The sequence below is a fragment of the Polynucleobacter parvulilacunae genome, assembly GCF_018881715.1.
Lineage (GTDB): Bacteria > Pseudomonadota > Gammaproteobacteria > Burkholderiales > Burkholderiaceae > Polynucleobacter > Polynucleobacter parvulilacunae.
In genome coordinates, this window is the sequence record NZ_JACVPW010000001.1 from 887,973 (window position 1) to 903,183 (window position 15,211).

Annotated in this window: 16 protein-coding genes; 8 read left to right on the forward strand and 8 right to left on the reverse strand. The window is 47.1% G+C overall.

Features of this window, described 5'->3' with window-relative positions:
* Positions 1 to 7 precede the first annotated feature (7 nt).
* Positions 8 to 331 (reverse strand): ferredoxin FdxA, encoded by a 324-nt coding sequence (fdxA, locus tag ICN18_RS04735; protein ID WP_216189311.1) that lies wholly within the window; start codon positions 329 to 331, stop codon positions 8 to 10.
* Between the two features lie 117 nt (positions 332 to 448).
* On the opposite strand from fdxA, the gene ICN18_RS04740 reads away from it, so the two are divergent.
* On the forward strand, positions 449 to 1,462 hold the full coding sequence (locus ICN18_RS04740; protein ID WP_216189312.1) for a 2-hydroxyacid dehydrogenase: 1,014 nt from the start codon (positions 449 to 451) through the stop codon (positions 1,460 to 1,462).
* 66 nt (positions 1,463 to 1,528) lie between these two features.
* On the opposite strand, the gene ICN18_RS04745 is transcribed toward ICN18_RS04740, so the two are convergent.
* The 5 genes from ICN18_RS04745 to ICN18_RS04765 all read right to left on the reverse strand — a co-directional run bounded on the left by ICN18_RS04745 (position 1,529) and on the right by ICN18_RS04765 (position 7,604).
* Positions 1,529 to 1,822 (reverse strand): hypothetical protein, encoded by a 294-nt coding sequence (locus ICN18_RS04745; RefSeq protein ID WP_215400911.1) that lies wholly within the window; start codon positions 1,820 to 1,822, stop codon positions 1,529 to 1,531.
* Between the two features lie 12 nt (positions 1,823 to 1,834).
* Positions 1,835 to 3,151: a molybdopterin molybdotransferase MoeA gene (moeA, locus tag ICN18_RS04750; RefSeq protein ID WP_216189313.1), complete on the reverse strand. Its 1,317-nt coding sequence runs from the start codon at positions 3,149 to 3,151 to the stop codon at positions 1,835 to 1,837.
* Positions 3,148 to 3,753 (reverse strand): molybdenum cofactor guanylyltransferase MobA, encoded by a 606-nt coding sequence (mobA, locus tag ICN18_RS04755; RefSeq protein ID WP_216189314.1) that lies wholly within the window; start codon positions 3,751 to 3,753, stop codon positions 3,148 to 3,150. The genes moeA and mobA overlap by 4 nt, the downstream gene beginning before the upstream one ends.
* Positions 3,753 to 4,823, reverse strand: a complete 1,071-nt coding sequence (gene moaA / locus ICN18_RS04760) for a GTP 3',8-cyclase MoaA (protein WP_255532104.1) — start codon at positions 4,821 to 4,823, stop codon at positions 3,753 to 3,755. The genes mobA and moaA overlap by 1 nt, the downstream gene beginning before the upstream one ends.
* A gap of 150 nt (positions 4,824 to 4,973) precedes the next feature.
* Positions 4,974 to 7,604 carry a ribonuclease E/G gene (locus ICN18_RS04765; protein ID WP_216189316.1) on the reverse strand — a complete coding sequence of 877 codons (2,631 nt, stop codon included), beginning with the start codon at positions 7,602 to 7,604 and terminating at the stop codon, positions 4,974 to 4,976.
* 464 nt (positions 7,605 to 8,068) lie between these two features.
* On the opposite strand from ICN18_RS04765, the gene ICN18_RS04770 reads away from it, so the two are divergent.
* From ICN18_RS04770 to sppA, 3 genes are read left to right on the forward strand one after another with little or no spacing between them, the layout of a single operon-like run.
* The gene (locus tag ICN18_RS04770) at positions 8,069 to 9,082 is read left to right on the forward strand and encodes an RluA family pseudouridine synthase (RefSeq protein WP_216189317.1); all 1,014 of its coding nucleotides are present in this window, start codon (positions 8,069 to 8,071) and stop codon (positions 9,080 to 9,082) included.
* Between the two features lie 6 nt (positions 9,083 to 9,088).
* On the forward strand, positions 9,089 to 9,772 hold the full coding sequence (locus ICN18_RS04775) for an HAD-IA family hydrolase (RefSeq protein ID WP_216189318.1): 684 nt from the start codon (positions 9,089 to 9,091) through the stop codon (positions 9,770 to 9,772).
* 47 nt (positions 9,773 to 9,819) lie between these two features.
* Entirely contained in the window at positions 9,820 to 10,767 is a 948-nt protein-coding gene (gene sppA / locus ICN18_RS04780) for a signal peptide peptidase SppA (protein ID WP_216189319.1), read from the forward strand.
* 30 nt (positions 10,768 to 10,797) lie between these two features.
* Here sppA and ICN18_RS04785 read toward each other — a convergent pair whose 3' ends face one another.
* Positions 10,798 to 11,568: an SAM-dependent methyltransferase gene (locus ICN18_RS04785; protein ID WP_216189320.1), complete on the reverse strand. Its 771-nt coding sequence runs from the start codon at positions 11,566 to 11,568 to the stop codon at positions 10,798 to 10,800.
* Between the two features lie 40 nt (positions 11,569 to 11,608).
* Complete coding sequence (locus ICN18_RS04790) at positions 11,609 to 12,205, reverse strand: Maf family nucleotide pyrophosphatase (protein WP_216189321.1); 597 nt, start codon at positions 12,203 to 12,205, stop codon at positions 11,609 to 11,611.
* Between the two features lie 55 nt (positions 12,206 to 12,260).
* Between ICN18_RS04790 and ICN18_RS04795 the strand changes: the two genes are divergently transcribed.
* The 4 genes from ICN18_RS04795 to ICN18_RS04810 all read left to right on the forward strand — a co-directional run bounded on the left by ICN18_RS04795 (position 12,261) and on the right by ICN18_RS04810 (position 15,201).
* Positions 12,261 to 12,836, forward strand: a complete 576-nt coding sequence (locus ICN18_RS04795; protein WP_216189322.1) for a YceD family protein — start codon at positions 12,261 to 12,263, stop codon at positions 12,834 to 12,836.
* A gap of 105 nt (positions 12,837 to 12,941) precedes the next feature.
* Positions 12,942 to 13,121 carry a 50S ribosomal protein L32 gene (gene rpmF / locus ICN18_RS04800; RefSeq protein WP_011902241.1) on the forward strand — a complete coding sequence of 60 codons (180 nt, stop codon included), beginning with the start codon at positions 12,942 to 12,944 and terminating at the stop codon, positions 13,119 to 13,121.
* Positions 13,122 to 13,204: 83 nt separating this feature from the next.
* Positions 13,205 to 14,218 (forward strand): phosphate acyltransferase PlsX, encoded by a 1,014-nt coding sequence (gene plsX / locus ICN18_RS04805; RefSeq protein WP_216189323.1) that lies wholly within the window; start codon positions 13,205 to 13,207, stop codon positions 14,216 to 14,218.
* Positions 14,215 to 15,201, forward strand: coding sequence for a beta-ketoacyl-ACP synthase III (locus ICN18_RS04810; protein ID WP_216859966.1), 987 nt, complete (start codon positions 14,215 to 14,217; stop codon positions 15,199 to 15,201). Before plsX ends, ICN18_RS04810 begins: the two co-directional genes overlap by 4 nt.
* Positions 15,202 to 15,211 lie beyond the last annotated feature (10 nt).

Consider the following 15,211-nt stretch of genomic DNA (forward strand, 5'->3'; position numbering starts at 1 on the left):
TAGAAAATTACTTTACTAGCTGATCGAGTTTGTTCTTAACGTCTTTCCACTCGTCAGCATCTGGAAGCGCTGCTTTGGACTTGGTAATCGATGTCCAGGAAGGGGAGAGATCTGCATTCAATTTGATGAATGCTTGTTGATCGCCAGGCACATCATCTTCAGCATAAATTGCGTTTACTGGGCACTCTGGTACGCAAACAGCGCAGTCAATGCACTCATCTGGATCGATGACTAGAAAATTAGGACCTTCGCGAAAGCAGTCAACTGGGCAGACATCAACACAGTCGGTGTATTTGCAACGGATACAGGCTTCGGTAACAACGTAAGTCATGATGGTTTTGTTTCAAGAGCCCCAAAAGCAGGGCGCTAAGTTATAAAACCTCAATTTTAGCCGAAATAGCCTATTTTTCAGGCAAAAGGGTCAATTTACTTCAGGTAAAGTTCCCTTATGAACACACAAGCTAATTCCCAAGATATGAAGCAAAAACCCAAAATCCTCGTAGCTAGAGCCATTTTCCCGGAGGCTTTAGCCAAACTGGAGGAATCTTTCGAGGTTCGGTCAAACCAAGAGGATCGGATTTTTAGTCCCGAGGAGTTGCAAAAAGAACTCTCTGGGGTTGTGGGGGCTTTAGTGGCAGGTAGCGAAAGAATTGATGCCAATGCCTTAGCCAATGCAAAGGAGCTGAAGATAGTTGCCAATATCTCCGTTGGCTATAACAACTTTGATGTGCCGGCAATTACTGCTGCAGGAGTGATGGCAACTAACACACCTGATGTATTGACCGACACAACAGCAGATTTTGGATTTGCTTTATTGATGGCAACCGCAAGACGTATTACTGAATCAGAACATTGGGTGCGTGCAGGTCAATGGGATAAGTGGTCGATTGTGAACAACCCTCTTGGTATGGATTTGCATCACAGCACAGTGGGCATCATTGGTATGGGGCGTATCGGCCAAGGTATTGCTAAGCGCGCTTTGGGTTTTGGTATGAATGTGATTTATCACAACCGCAGTCATCTATCTGATGCTGATGAGAAGGCCTGTGCTGCCAAGTATGTTTCTAAAGAAGAGTTACTTCGGACAGCGGATCACGTAGTCTTGGTATTGCCATATAGCGCTGAGAGTCACCATACGATTAGTGCAAAAGAAATTGCGCTCATGAAGCCGACGGCAACCCTGATAAACATTGCCCGTGGAGGTATTGTGGATGATGTGGCTCTGGCTCAAGCACTTAAAGAAAAGAAAATATTTGCAGCTGGTCTTGATGTATTTGAGGGTGAGCCCAAAGTGCATCCTGAATTACTCAAATTAAGTAATGTTGTACTTGCTCCACACATTGCTAGTGCGACTGAAAAGACGCGTCGAGCAATGGTAGATTTAGCAGTAGAGAATTTGCGTGCAGCACTTGATGGGAAGAGGCCACCTAGTCTCATTAATATGGAAGCCTATAAAGCTTAATCAGTAAAAATAAAGCCGAGCATTGCTCGGCTTTATTACTTGGAGATAACTCCGAATATCGAATTTCTATTCTGCATCAATTTCTTCTGGTAGTTCACGCATAGCCAATTCAATGCCGCCAAACTTGCCTGCAACCCAGTTATAGACCTTACAGGCAATCCATAACAATCCAAAGCCGAGTAGGGCATTGAGAATTAAAGCGGATAGCACTGTAAATCCTGGAATGGCGCCGTCACGAATGAAGGCTACAAAGAGTGCCAACAAAACGATTGGAACGGAGAAACAGAGGTAAACCAAAACTAAAGTTTTGGCGGTATGCATTGGGTCGAGAAAGACGAGTTCTTTTTTGGTGAGTTTCATGATGACGCAATCTTAAAGCAGTCCATCAAAAAGCGCTATATCTACCCAGTCTCCGGCGGCAACATTTCCTTGTTCATGACCAAGAATGACAAAGCAATTGGCCTCACTCATGGAACGCAAAATACCAGCTCCTTGGCTACCAGTTAATCGAACAGTAGGCTTGCCATCGGATCCACGGCCCAAGATGGCGCGCTGAAATTCTGTACGACCAGGCTTTTTCCGGATAGGCGCCTCAGCAATGGCTTGGGTCAATGGCGGTTCAGTTTGATTTGCGCCATTGAGTTGTAAAAGCGCTGCACGGACAAATTGGTAAAAAGTCACCATGACCGCGACTGGATTGCCTGGTAATCCAAAGAAGAGCGTTTTGCGAGCTGGGGATTTTCCGGCGACCGGCTTAAGGACTCCAAAGGCCATCGGGCGACCTGGGCGCATGGCGATTTTCCAAAAGCCGACATCACCCAACTCTTGCATGATTTGTTTTGTGAAATCCGCTTCCCCAACAGATACGCCCCCAGACGAAATTAATACATCCGCTTTGCCGGCTGCCTCAATAAAGGCTTGTTTTAGGGAGCTTGGGTCATCGCGCACAATGCCGCAGTCAATAATCTCTAGATTGAGGCGATTGAGTAAACCAGTAAGGCTATAGCGATTGCTGTCATAAATACTGCCTGCATCCAATGGTTGGTCTAGAGAGCGTAGCTCATCACCTGAGGATAGGATCGCAACTTTGAGTTTGCGTTTGACTGGTAGCGATGCAATACCTAGTGATGCAGCTAAACCTAAATCAGACGGACGCAATAAACGACCAGCCGAAATGGCAGGCTTACCTTTTTGAAGATCTTCGCCACGAAGGCGACGGTTCTCGCCAGCCTTTAATTGATCTTGCTTGAATTCAATAAGGCTTCCATCTTTTGCGTTTGTAAACTCTTGCGGAATGACAGTATCGCAACCTGCAGGCATGAGTGCGCCGGTCATGATTTTGAGGCATTCACCTGCACTAATGCAGCCTTCATAAGGCTTGCCCGCGAACGCTGTGCCAATTACCTTAAGAGAAATAGTTGGGCTACTTGTATCAAGGCATTTACCATCAAATGCAAAGCCATCCATTGCAGAATTATCTGCAGCCGGAACATCAATGGGTGAGAGTAGATCCGCTGCCAAGATTCGATTGATCGCTTGATCTAATGCAACAGTCTCAGTATCTTCAGGATCATTAATGGCTGTTGATTCCTGAATGAGGTCGGCGACCAGCATCGCAATAGCTTTACGTGCATCATCAACATGAAGTGATGAGGTCAACAGAATGGGTTGGTTCGGTGAGTGGCTCATGCCGATACTTCTTCAAGAGACTTGAGTTCTTCGGGAGTATTTACATTCGCGAAAACTTGCGGGTTATCAAAAATGACAGTGCTGCTTCGCAATTCTTTAAACCAGCGATCAATTTTGAGATCACCTTTGAGTAAGAAATTCTCAAGAGAGTCTTGCAAGTTCGCGCGCATTAAGCAAAACACAGGCTGCGCCCATACCTTGCCATCGGCTTCTTTGCTGGAGGCATACACCAATTGAAAGTTCCCGCGCCCCATCTCAGCGCTTAATTGCTCCGCAAGATTATTGGGTAGTAAGGGTGAGTCACAGGGGGAAGTCAGGAGATAGGGGGTCTTGCATGCTTTCAGGCCCACAGAGAATCCCGCCAAGGGGCCTGAAAAATCTGGGGTCTCATCCATGATTACAGGGTATCCATAACCAGCGTACTTCGTAATATTGCGGTTGGCATTAATAACAATTGTTTGTACCTGAGGCTTTAATTTCGCAATGGCTGATTCGATTAATGGTTTGTCGTGAAAAGGAATTAAGCCCTTATCAATGCCACCCATCCTCTGCGCGCGTCCACCAGCAAGAATGAGTCCGGTAATGTCTTTAATTGAAATCATTAGCCACCAATGTAAGACATTTCAACCTTGCGATTACCCGAAGAAAGATGAGCGGTTTGAGAGCCGCGTATTTCTGAGTAGTGATCTTCGCGGTTAGACCATGTGTTCATCACAGCATTGGCAATTTCTAAATCGGATTTACCAGAGCGCAACAAAGTTTTGAAATCAAAGCCCTCATTTGCAAAGAGGCAGAGATACATTTGACCATCAGTAGAGATGCGTGCCCTTGTACATTCATGACAGAAGGTTTGGGTCACGCTGGAGATCACACCAATTTCTCCTGAGCCATCAACATAGCGCCAGCGTTGTGCAACCTCGCCAGAATAGTTGGCCTCAATCGCTTCCAGAGGAAATGCCGCATTGATGCGGGCGATGACTTCTTTAGAAGGAAGTACTTGCTCCATGTTCCAGCCATTAGAGCTGCCTACATCCATAAATTCAATAAAGCGCAGAATTACACCACTGCCCTTGAAGTGTTTGGCCATCGCAACAATCTCATGATCGTTGGTGCCTTTTTTGACCACCATGTTTACTTTGATGTTTTTAAAGCCAAGCTCTTGTGCTGCGGCAATTCCATCTAGTACATCGGCTACTGGAAAGTCGACGTCATTCATTTTTTTGAAGGTGGCATCATCAAGGCCATCTAGGCTGACTGTCAATCGTTGTAGCCCGGCTGCTTTTAATGCGGCCGCTTTCTTGCGCAAAATGCTGCCATTAGTCGTTAAGGTCAAATCAAGTGGTTTGCCTTCAGTCGTCTGAATTTTTGCCAACATCTCAATTAGCACTTCTAAATTCTTGCGTAGCAAAGGTTCGCCACCAGTTAATCTAATTTTTTCAACGCCCAAAGTAGAGAAGATAGTGGTGAGGCGAGTGATTTCTTCAAAACTCAGCAATTCTTTATGGGCTAGGTAAGGATAGTTTTGGTCGAATACTTCTTTAGGCATGCAATAAGTGCAGCGGAAGTTGCAGCGATCGGTTACAGAGATACGCAGGTCTCTGAGGGTGCGTCCACGAGTATCTTGGGTATGGCCATGCGGCGTGACAAGCTGCGCGCCAATAGACGGCGCCATGCCCGTACCTTCATCGATGCGAATGGGAATTACCTTGGGGATTGCTTTTTCAACCATGAACTCAATTATGGCTGTGAAACGGGGTTTCTGCCAAACCGCCAAATATCCTTTTGGGATAAATGGCAGCCTGGAGAAAAGCTTGAATAAGCGTTAAACCGTTTTTTCTTGGCCGCCGGTTTCAACTAAAACCATTGGGCCCTCAGGAATGCTTGCTGCAGGTTTAGGCGATCTGCCTAAGTTATGTGCAACAGGCTCTGCCTGAATCTGACTTTGTGCTTCAGCATGCTTTGAAGAGTCAGTAGCGACCCAGATCATGCCTGCTGATTGCACAACGCTATGCAGCGGAGTTTCTTCAAGCGCTTGGAAGGCAACTTTAGGAAGTTCGGGTGCAGGCTTAGCGATTACTTCAATCTTGGCAGCTGCAACAGCAACTGGTGCTGGAGTAGATGCTGGTGCTGAGGTAGGAGCTGAGGCCGCAGCAGAATTTTGCGCAGGGCGATTAGATTGACGAGGTGCACGTGGAGCGCGCTCTTGTCTTTCTTGTTTCTCTGCAGCAGGTTTTGCATTACCAAAACTATTAGCAAGGTTCTGAATTGGCATGGATGCAGATGCGCCAGCCATTCCTACTGGAGGACCTGCAAATGGGCTTGCTGATGGAGTAGCAGAAACCGCAGTTACTGCATCACCATTCTCAGTGCGCTCACCACGTTGACCACGACCACGACCACGACGGTTGCGACCACGACCACGACGTTCCTCACCATCTGCACTTGGAGCAGCTTCAGTACCAGGAGCCGCTTCAGTAGCAGGTGTTACTGCTGCTGGATTAGCTTGGCGTTCTGGCTTAGGACCATTTTGATTGCCCTGGTTACGGTTGCCGTTGCGGTTATTGCGATTGCGATTGTTGTTAGAACCCTCTGCCGGTGTGCCTTCAGCTGCATTCGCTGCTGGACGCTCAGTACGTTCGCCGCGACGATTACGGCCACGATTGCGGTCGTTACCATTGCGGCCTTGATTACGGCCACGTGGGTTGCTTGGTGCCGGCTTCTCTTCAACTGCTGGTGATGAACCAAAGAGGCTCTTAATGAATCCAAAGAAACCACCAGTACTTTCTACTTTCGCTACTTTTTCAGTGCGTGCAGGGCGTGGTTGGCTAATTGGTGCAGGCTGTGTTGGCGTAATACCTTTAACAGCAGCTTCTGGACGTACTTTTACATCCGCATCTTTTTTGCTTACTGTAGTGTCGGTCTCGAGTTCGCGAGCAGCTTCTTCCGCCATCACATAGCTAGCCTTTTGATCGTCAAGACGTGGATCGTCATGACGCAAGCGCTCTAACTTGTAGTGTGGAGTTTCTAAATGCTTGTTTGGAACCATCAAGACGTTTACTTTGAAGCGAGTCTCAATCTTGATCACTTCAGCACGTTTTTCATTCAAGAGGAATGCAGCCACTTCGACCGGTACCTGTGTATGAATCGCTGCTGTGTTTTCTTTCATTGCTTCTTCTTGGATGATGCGCAGAACTTGCAATGCAGAAGATTCAGTGTCACGAATATGGCCAGTACCATTACAACGTGGGCAGGTTACATGGCTGCCTTCAGACAAAGCAGGACGCAAGCGCTGACGTGACATTTCCATCAAACCAAACTTGGAGATCTTGCCCATCTGAACGCGCGCACGGTCATGACGCAGGGCATCACGTAAGCGATTCTCAACATCTTTCTGTGCTTTGCTCGATTCCATATCAATGAAGTCGATCACGATCAAGCCACCCAAGTCACGTAAACGTGCTTGACGAGCGATTTCATCGGCAGCTTCTAAGTTGGTACGAGTAGCAGTCTCTTCAATATCAGAGCCACGGGTTGCGCGTGCCGAGTTAACGTCTACTGAAACTAAGGCTTCAGTGTGGTCAATCACGATTGCGCCGCCAGATGGCAATGGCACAGTACGTGAGTACGCAGTTTCAATTTGATGCTCAATTTGGAAACGAGAGAACAAAGGCACATCGTCTTGATAGCGCTTTACTCGTGGCAAATTGTCGGGCATCACTACAGACATAAATGCTGCAGCTTGTTCGTAGATGTCATCGGTATCGATGAGGATCTCACCAATATCAGGCTGGAAGTAATCGCGAATAGCGCGGATCACCAAGCTGGATTCTAGGTAGATTAATAGCGGAGCAGAGTTGCCTTTGGCAGCTTCATCAATCGCTGTCCACAACTGCATGAGATAGCTTAAATCCCATTGCAATTCAGTAGCGTCGCGACCAATACCGGCTGTGCGAGCAATAATGCTCATGCCATCTGGTACTTGTAATTGGGACATTGCTTCACGGAGTTCTTGACGGTCTTCACCTTCAATACGACGAGAAACGCCACCTCCACGTGGGTTATTTGGCATTAATACCAAATAACGGCCTGCTAAGGAGACAAAAGAGGTGAGGGCAGCGCCTTTTTGGCCGCGCTCTTCTTTTTCTACTTGAACAATGATTTCTTGACCTTCGCGCAAAGCATCCTTGATGGAAGCATTGCGAACGTCAATACCTTCTTTGAAGTAAGTGCGGGCTACTTCCTTGAATGGCAAGAAGCCATGACGTTCTTCGCCGTAATTGACAAAGCAAGCCTCAAGGGAAGGTTCAATGCGGGTAATGACACCTTTGTAGATATTGCCTTTGCGTTGTTCACGACCGGCAGCTTCGATATCGATATCAATGAGTTTTTGACCATCAACGATGGCAACTCGCAACTCTTCTTGTTGAGTTGCATTAAACAACATGCGTTTCATAACACTCTCCTATGGGGGAGGGCGTCGTTGCGCGCTGCGTTAGGGGACAAGTTAGATGCCGCTTAGGACTAAGCCTAAGGCGGTATATGAGTGTGGATCATGCAAATCTAAGCATTTTTTGCCTAGTTCACCCAGTTAACGGTTGGTTAAATCGGTGCCACACTTGACGATCGCCGCAGAGACCTCCTTTAGGTCATCAATGCAGGCGCGCGCCTGAAAACTGTCTTCTAATCGCGGGTCGCGGCATACGGCACACCAACCCTGCGCCTCATTACAACGGGGGAGGGGCAACCCCGGGAGTCTTTTAAAGGGCGACTCCAAGCTCCACGATTCAAACCTGACTTCAGGTTAGTCTCGGGCCAATAAATTGGCTAGAGCGTTGATTATACGGCACAAGTTGCGTGACAATGGGGTATTGTTGAGTCCCTTGTCGTCCCCCGTCGGGGTCACAAGAGAGATAAATCATGAAATCCGAACCCATTTCCAAGCCTTTACAGGTAAAAACGCCCAATACTTCAGCGCCTGCTGCAGTCCATCTTCAGACCATTGGTCCGGAAGAGGCCGGCCAACGCTTGGATAACTATCTATTACGCTGGGCTAAAGGGGTTCCCAAAAGCCACGTTTACCGAATTATTCGATCAGGGGAGGTCCGGGTTAATAAAAAGCGGGCTGAACCAACAACTCGGCTGATTGATGGTGATGTAGTGCGTGTTCCCCCGGTTCGGATTGCAGAGCCAGCCCAAATGGCCGCGGTCAATTCTGCCCAAACCAAATCCCGTGCGCATGGATATTCAGACAAAATGCCTATCCTTTTTGAGGATGAAGCCTTATTAATAGTGAATAAGCCATCTGGTTTAGCTGTACATGGTGGATCTGGCATTGCGCTCGGCGTCATTGAGACCTTGCGCATTACCCGTCCAGAACTCAAGTTCTTGGAATTAGTTCATCGTCTAGATAGGGATACATCAGGCGTTTTGCTGCTAGCTAAAAAGCGTAGCGCTTTAGTAGAGCTCCATCGCCAAATTCGCGAAGGTCAAACTGACAAGCGTTACTTCTTGCTTGCCCATGGTGAAATCGTTCAGGGCGCGCAAACCATGCAACTTAAATATCCGCTGCATAAGTATCTTCTTCCAAATGGCGAGCGCCGTGTGAAGGTTGATCCAGATGGACTTCCAAGTCATACCGCATTAAGAGTGACTAAGACACTGAAGCGTGAAGATGCCACTATTACTTTGGCGGAGGCGCAATTGAAGACGGGGCGCACCCATCAGATTCGAGTGCATTTACTAAAATTGGGTCACGCGATTTTGGGCGACGATAAGTATGGCTTTGAAGATTTAGATAAGCAGATTAAATCCAAGCGCTTATACCTACACGCTCATCTGGCTGGCTTTACCCATCCGCGCACTGGTGAAAAGATGCGCATTGAATCACCGTTGCCTCCAGAATTTACCGCCATGATGAAAACTTTTGAGTAGTAAAAAATGCCTCAATCGAACAAATCGAATAAAGCGAATCGACCGTATGACCTGATTGTGTGGGATTGGGATGGAACCATTATGGATTCCACTCCAACCATTGTGTATTGCATTCAGCAAGCCTGTCGCGATTTAGGTTTTAAGGCGCCTGATGATACTTTGGCAAGCTCTGTGATCGGACTAGGAATTCAGGATTCATTGCGCAGAGCAGTTCCTTGGATCGAGCCAATCCATTTTCAAAAACTCACTGAGCGTTTTCGATACCACTATTTGGCCAAAGATCATGAGCTCGATTTATTTGTTGGGATCAGAGAGCTCTTGCAAGAATTGCATGATCAACAATATCTGCTGGGTGTTGCCACAGGAAAGTCTCGAGTTGGTTTAGACCGCTCACTCAAGCATCATCAAATTGGCCATCTCTTTCATGAGACTCGCACTGCCGATGAGTCCTTCTCTAAGCCTCATCCAGGAATGCTGCTAGAGTTATCGGACGTGACCCAAGTGCCAACCCGCCGCATGCTGATGATTGGTGATACGACGCATGACTTAGATATGGCAGCCAATGCTGGCGTAGATGCGGTAGCCGTTACCTATGGCGCCCATCCCCCAAGCACTCTAAAGGAATCGCCATCATTGGTGCATGTGGATGATGTTGCACAACTCTCGCAATGGCTTAAAAACAATCTGTAATTGCATAATTCAGCTAGTAAATTAGTAAGACTAAGGAATTTAAAAAGATGGAAAATAATCCAAACCCAATTTGGGAGCGTCAAGCGCTTGAGCATCTCCTATTGGAGCACTTGAAAGAGACTCGTAAAGCGCGTCGTTGGAAAGCGGTCTTGCGCATCCTAACCTTGTTAGTAATCGTGGGTGCCTTGTTTTCTATATTTGATTTCCATCTTCCAGGCAAAGGAATGGGGGTTGAAAAACATACCGCTTTGGTAACTCTTGAAGGTGAAATCTCTTCAAGCTCAATGGCCAATGCGATGGATATCAATTCTTCTTTGTTATCTGCGTTTGAGAGTGAGCAAAGTGCCGGTGTTGTCTTGCGTATTAATAGTCCTGGTGGATCTCCAGTTCAGGCTGGCATGATTAATGATGAGATTCATCGTTTGCGCAAGCTTTATCCAAAGAAGCCGTTTTATGTTGTGGTGGAAGATATTTGCGCTTCGGGTGGTTACTACGTTGCAGTAGCTGCTGATCAAATCTTGGTTGATAAAGCCAGCTTGGTTGGATCGATTGGCGTGATCATGGAGGGCTTTGGCTTTACTGGTTTGATGGATAAGTTAGGCGTTACTCGCCGCATGATTACTTCAGGCTCCAATAAAGGCATGATGGATCCGTTTAGCAAAGAGAATCCAAAGCAAGTCGAGATGGTCAAGACCATGATTGATGAGATTCATCAGCAATTTATTGCGGTAGTAAAAGAGGGTCGCGGCGATCGCTTAAAAGATGTGCCTGATTTATTTTCTGGACGCATCTGGAATGGCGAGCAAGCTGTCAAGATTGGCTTGGCCGATGGCTATGGCACGGTCGATACTGTTGCGCGCGATATCTTTAAAGCGCCTGATATTCTTGACTACACTATGAAAGAAAACTTTGCAGAGCGTGTTGCTAAGCGCTTTGGAGCTGAGGCTGGTGCCGCTGCTGGTAAGGCTTTAGTAAAGACGCCTGATCTAAAGTAAATAAAAGACAAAACTAGAACAGTAACAAATTTAGGCTAATAGTAGAAATACTGTTGGCCTATTTTGTAATGAGGCGCACGCAGCTTCATTCGGGTAGCATTTGCGCCAATCAGCAATAGATAGTGTTGTGATCATTTCTGATGACAGACTCAGATCCACTCCTAGGCAAAGCAAGCTTTGGGGCGCCAATGAGTTGATGCATGCCATCAGCATGGCGGTATTGCGATAAGGAGTCTCAATCCAAATTTGAGTTTGTTGTAACTTACGAGATTCAACTTCGAGCTGTTTGAGTTTGGCTGTGCGTTCATGAGTGTCATGAGGCAAGTAACCCTGAAATGCAAAGCGTTGACCGTTGAGCCCACTTGCCATCAGCCCTAACAAAATAGAGCTAGGGCCAACCAGTGGTTTGACCCTGGCACCTAGCTTGTGGGCCGCTAGTACTAACTCTGCACCAGGATCCGCAACTCCAGGCACTCCCGCTTCAGACATCAAACCCATATCGTTTCCAGCAAGTAGAGGCTTGAGCAAATCAGCAGGTTTCACCGCATCACCATACTTAGCGTTACGTGCAGCACCACGCCATTCACTCATTCGCATTTCTTGAATCGTGCAGGCTAATGGAGAAACGGAATCGATTGCTTTTAAGAGGGCGCGTGCTGTTTTAGCATCTTCCACAATCCAATGTTTTAACTTAGCCGATTGTGTAATCGTTTCAGATGGCAGCACCCATGGCAATTGCTCTACACGACCGTCATCACCCAACGTGTTGGGTACCAAATACAGGGTGCCGAGCTTAGTCATAAATTATTTTCTAGTGATTCTATTTTGTTTATTTATTGCTTTAGGCTTTGGATGGAATTGCAAAACCAGCATCGCGCAATAAGCCTGTTAAGGCAATGAGCGGTAAGCCAATTAAAGCGGTTGGATCATCACTTTTGATTGACTCTAGCAGGCTGATGCCTAGGCCTTCAGATTTGGCGCTACCGGCACAATCATAAGGCTCTTCAGCAAGTAAGTAGGCTTCCAAAACGCTGTCTGGTAGTTTGCGAAAAGTGACTTCAGTCGGTATACACAAAGTGGTTTGAATGTCACCCTTCATCAAACACAGGGCCGTTTGAAAGGTGGCTGTTTGACCGCGCATGAGTTGTAGCTGCGCTAGCGCTCTTTCAAAATCACCCGGCTTGCCAATCGCTGCGCCACAAAGATCGGCAACCTGATCAGAGCCAATCACCCAAGCATCCGGATGTTGTTTGGCAACTGCTGCTGCTTTAGCGTGTGCAAGGCGAAGTGCCAAATCACGCGTACTCTCGCCGGTGAGTGGTGTCTCATCCACTTTCGGGGAGACGACTTCAAAAGGAATGCGTAGACGTTCCAAAAGTTCACGGCGATATTTGGATGTAGACCCCAGAATCAGGGGCGGGTTTTGGAAACTACTCATCGTGTTCTGTGCTTTCTTCTATGCTTACTGCCGCGGCTTCATTTAGACTGATGCTATGAATCGTAATCAAGTTTTACCTCAAGTCGAACTATCTTCCGAGCCCAGCGCTTTAAAGAGGGTAGATTTTTGTGCCCCCCAATCTTATAAGGGTGCTGGTTTTTTAGGTATCCCGGATATGCCCAGAGTGGCTGAGGAAGCTTCAACCATCAATCCGGGTGATGGTTTTGATTGGTCAGTTCAGACCCATTTTGAAGATTCTCCCGGCAGTGATCCCCATCAAGTTCTGGATTTAGGCCTAAATGGACGTCTAAACCTGGTCTGCCAACGCTGTTTACAAGATTGCGCTATTGATTTGGATGAAAAACGTCGATTTATCCTGGTTTTGACCGATGAAGAGGCGGATTCCTTCCCTCTTGAGGATGAGGAGCTAGAGCCTTTGGTGGTAAATCAGCATTTCAACCTCCTGGAAACCATTGAGGACGAGATTTTGCTGTCCCTACCCTTGATTCCGAAGCATCCCGATGGATTTTGTGAGCCCCATGCATCTACCTTTGGCGATGAGGGCGCGGAAGATGTCTCAAATGAGCGTGAAAATCCCTTTAACATATTGAAAAATATGAAGAAAAACTGAAATTGACAGTTTTATTTCAGTTGTTGTTTTAGGTATGTTTTGTCAACAAATCAAGCATTTAGGTGCTTTTCCATGCTAGAATATCGCCTTGCTTAGGAGTTCAATATGGCCGTTCAACAAAACAAAAAATCACCTTCCAAACGTGGCATGCACCGTGCGCACGACTTCTTGACCGCACCTGCTACGGCTGTTGAAGCCACAACTGGTGAGGCTCATTTGCGCCACCACATTTCACCTAACGGCTACTATCGTGGTCGTAAAGTTGTTAAAACTAAAAACGACTAATTTTTTAGTCTAAACAGATAGAAGCGGCTCCACTAAAAGCCGCTTTTTTCTTGGATAAATCACTTGCAGCAATCAATGAGCTTATGAGCGTTACTCTCGCTATTGATGCCATGGGCGGAGATCATGGAGTCGTCGTGACGGTTCCAGCTGCCTGCGATTTTTTAGAAAAACACGCTGATGTGAAGATCGCCCTAGTTGGCGATCCTGATTTAATCAAACAAGTTTTGAGTAAATCTCCTAAAGCTCCGATGGAGCGCATTCAAATTATTCCCGCAACTGAAGTTGTCTTGATGGATGATCCCATTGAGGTTGCTTTGCGTCGCAAAAAAGATTCTTCCATGCGCGTTGCAATCGAGCGAGTTAAAGAAGGTGCTGCTGATGCAGTCATCTCTTCTGGCAATACTGGCGCACTCATGGCGATCTCTCGCTACATTCTCAAAACGCTTGAAGGTGTTGATCGTCCTGCGATTGCTACTGCCATCCCTAATGAACTAGGGCGCGGCACTACTATGCTGGATCTCGGTGCGAATGCTGACTGTGAGCCAATGCACTTGGTGCAGTTTGCGCAGATGGCAAACGTGATGGTGCAAGTAGTGGACGGCAAACCAAATCCTTCAATTGGCCTTCTCAATATTGGTGAGGAAGTGATTAAAGGCAATGAAGTGGTTAAACAAACCGGTGAGTTACTGCGTCAAACCTCTTTAAACTTTTACGGCAACGTAGAAGGCAATGATATTTTCAAAGGCACGACGGATATCGTGGTGTGCGATGGTTTTGTGGGCAATGTCGTTTTGAAGGCTAGCGAAGGTTTAGCCAAAATGATGAGTGGCTTGATTCGTGAAGAATTTAATCGCTCATGGCTTACTAAGTTGATGGCAGTTTGCGCCATGGTGCCATTACTCAGGGTTCGTAAGCGCGTTGATCATCGCCGTTATAACGGTGCGGTATTGTTAGGTTTACGTGGCTGCGTCATTAAGAGTCATGGTTCTGCAGATCGCTTTGCATTTGGCTTTGCCTTGGATCGAGCCTATGAAGCGGCGAAGAACCGCATGGTTGAACGCATTGCTGCAGCCTTTGTGGTGGAGACAAAAGTATGAGTATTTTTGCAAGAGTAGCGGGCACTGGAAGCTATCTTCCGGAGTTACGCCTAACCAATCAGGATCTAGTGGAGCGTCTCGCCAAAACCGGCTTAGAGACCAGTGATGAGTGGATTAAAACGCGTAGCGGTATTTCTGCGCGTCACTTTGCAGCTGAGAATGAGCTCACCAGCGATTTGGCTGTAAAGGCCGCACAAGCTGCTCTTGATAGCGCAGGTATTAGCTCTTCTGATTTAGATCTCATCATCTTAGCCACCTCTACACCAGATCATTTGGGTGGTTTTCCAAGTACAGCGTGTGTCGTGCAGGATAAATTGGGTGCGCATACTTCTTGCGCAGCTTTTGATGTGCAGGCGGTTTGCGCAGGCTTTACATATGCACTGGCTATTGCAGATGCCTTTATTCGCTCGGGAACTTACAAGAAGGTACTGGTGATCGGCGCTGAAACTTTTTCCCGCATTCTGAATTTCCAAGACCGCGGGACTTGCGTCTTGTTTGGTGATGGCGCTGGAGCAGTTGTACTCGAAGCCTCTAAAGAGGCCGGCATTCTGTCGACTGCATTACATGCAGACGGAAGTCAGCGCGATATTTTGTGCGTACCCGGTCGTGCTGGTAATGGCGAAGTTCATGGTTCTCCATTTATGACAATGGACGGTCAAGCGGTATTTAAATTGGCGGTAAAAGTTTTAGAGCAAGTAGCTCACGAAGCCCTTGCCAAGGCGAATCTCAAGCCAGAGCAGATTGATTGGTTGGTTCCACATCAAGCAAACATTCGCATCATGGAAGGTACAGCCAAGAAAATGGGTATGTCCATGGATAAGGTGATCGTTACCGTTCATGAACATGGCAATACTTCTGCAGCATCAATCCCATTGGCATTAGATTCAGGGGTGCGCTCTGGACAGATCAAGCGCGGACAGCATCTTTTATTGGAAGGTGTTGGTGGCGGATTTGCTTGGGGTGCAGTAGCTATTAAGTATTAATAGCCCATAG

Excerpts from the sequence above, each read along its gene's own strand:
- ICN18_RS04795 (WP_216189322.1), top strand. The coding sequence starts at position 12,261 with ATGAATCGTAATCAAGTTTTACCTCAAGTCGAACTATCTTCCGAGCCC.
- moeA (WP_216189313.1), bottom strand. The coding sequence starts at position 3,151 with ATGAGCCACTCACCGAACCAACCCATTCTGTTGACCTCATCACTTCAT.
- ICN18_RS04745 (WP_215400911.1), bottom strand. The coding sequence starts at position 1,822 with ATGAAACTCACCAAAAAAGAACTCGTCTTTCTCGACCCAATGCATACC.
- ICN18_RS04785 (WP_216189320.1), bottom strand. The coding sequence starts at position 11,568 with ATGACTAAGCTCGGCACCCTGTATTTGGTACCCAACACGTTGGGTGAT.
- sppA (WP_216189319.1), top strand. The coding sequence starts at position 9,820 with ATGGAAAATAATCCAAACCCAATTTGGGAGCGTCAAGCGCTTGAGCAT.
- fdxA (WP_216189311.1), bottom strand. The coding sequence starts at position 331 with ATGACTTACGTTGTTACCGAAGCCTGTATCCGTTGCAAATACACCGAC.
- mobA (WP_216189314.1), bottom strand. The coding sequence starts at position 3,753 with ATGATTTCAATTAAAGACATTACCGGACTCATTCTTGCTGGTGGACGC.
- ICN18_RS04775 (WP_216189318.1), top strand. The coding sequence starts at position 9,089 with ATGCCTCAATCGAACAAATCGAATAAAGCGAATCGACCGTATGACCTG.
- rpmF (WP_011902241.1), top strand. The coding sequence starts at position 12,942 with ATGGCCGTTCAACAAAACAAAAAATCACCTTCCAAACGTGGCATGCAC.
- ICN18_RS04810 (WP_216859966.1), top strand. The coding sequence starts at position 14,215 with ATGAGTATTTTTGCAAGAGTAGCGGGCACTGGAAGCTATCTTCCGGAG.
- ICN18_RS04790 (WP_216189321.1), bottom strand. The coding sequence starts at position 12,205 with ATGAGTAGTTTCCAAAACCCGCCCCTGATTCTGGGGTCTACATCCAAA.
- plsX (WP_216189323.1), top strand. The coding sequence starts at position 13,205 with ATGAGCGTTACTCTCGCTATTGATGCCATGGGCGGAGATCATGGAGTC.
- ICN18_RS04740 (WP_216189312.1), top strand. The coding sequence starts at position 449 with ATGAACACACAAGCTAATTCCCAAGATATGAAGCAAAAACCCAAAATC.
- ICN18_RS04765 (WP_216189316.1), bottom strand. The coding sequence starts at position 7,604 with ATGAAACGCATGTTGTTTAATGCAACTCAACAAGAAGAGTTGCGAGTT.
- ICN18_RS04770 (WP_216189317.1), top strand. The coding sequence starts at position 8,069 with ATGAAATCCGAACCCATTTCCAAGCCTTTACAGGTAAAAACGCCCAAT.
- moaA (WP_255532104.1), bottom strand. The coding sequence starts at position 4,823 with ATGGCGCCGTCTATTGGCGCGCAGCTTGTCACGCCGCATGGCCATACC.